The sequence below is a fragment of the Streptomyces sp. URMC 126 genome (assembly GCF_051386555.1).
Lineage (GTDB): Bacteria > Actinomycetota > Actinomycetes > Streptomycetales > Streptomycetaceae > Streptomyces.
In genome coordinates, this window is the sequence record NZ_JBPQTX010000624.1 from 1 (window position 1) to 1,121 (window position 1,121).

The following is a 1,121-nucleotide window of genomic DNA, read 5'->3' on the forward strand; positions in this document are numbered from 1 at the left end:
GATGAGGAGCCGTGGAGGTAGTGAGGGGCGGTGGGTGCGGGCGGGCCGTGAAGGTGTTCGGGCCGTGGGAGTGGTCGGGCCGTGGGAGTGGTCGGAGGATGCTTTGGCGACGCGAGGCGCGTCAAGTGCCCACCGGTCCGGATGAGTCGGATGTGGCCAACCTGTCCGCTGAGCGGCGGATGACGCCGCCGGTTCGCGCGGCGATGTGTGTGCCGCACGGTCCACGAGACGTTTCAGCGCCTGCCGGTAAGCGCTTTCGGTGCGCCACACCGCTTTGGAAGCGAGTGCCCGGCACCCGACGACCGCCGCCGCACGCCGTCACACGTCCCGGCGCCGCACCGCGAAGACCGCCGAGCCGACCGTGACCAACGGCCAGAGCACGTACACCGTCCAGGATCCGGGAACCGTCGCCGAGTGGCCGAGGGAGCCGGGGTCCGGTTCCCAGTTCTGGATCAGGCGTGACCAGGCGGACGGGACGAACGCGTGCCGGAGCTCCGCGGTGAGGCGGTCGCGTTCCGAGAACATGGGCGGCAGCACCAGCAGGAGGAAGAAGCAGGTGACCGTGGTCGCGGCGGCGTGCCGGAGCAGGACGCCGAGGCCCAGGCCGACCAGGGCGCAGACCGGGGCCAGCAGTGTGGTGGCGGCCAGCGCGCGGAACACCCCGGGATGGGTGATCGGGACGCCGGCGTGCCGCTCGTTCAGCACGGCCTGGGAGACGAGGAAGGACCCGGTGGCGGCCACCGCGCCGACCGCGGTCCACAGCGCGGCGGTGACGACCGCCTTGGCCAGGACGACCGATCCGCGGGCCGGGACGGCCACGGTGGTGGCGCGGATCAGGCCCGTGCCGTACTCGCTCACGATCGCGAGGGCTCCGGCGCTGCCGGCGACGAGTGTCAGCGCCCAGGAGCCGGCCGGCGGAAAGGCGTCACCGGGCAGGAAGTCGGCGGGACCGGGGCGGTCGACGTGGTCCGCCGCCGTCGCCGCGGCGGCGGAGCCGATGACGAACAGGAGGGTGAGGGCGAGGATCCAGGGTGTGGAGCGCAGGGAGCGGACTTTGATCCACTCGGCGGCGAGGAGGTCGGTGAAGCGGGCGGGGGCCTCGCGGGGAAGCCGGGCGGACG

Annotated in this window: 1 protein-coding gene; it reads right to left on the reverse strand. The window is 73.3% G+C overall.

The window, feature by feature from the left end:
• Positions 1–318: 318 nt before the first annotated feature.
• On the reverse strand, positions 319–1,121 hold an 803-nt coding region (locus ACSNOK_RS33165), incomplete at its 5' end, for an ABC transporter permease (RefSeq protein WP_436784496.1).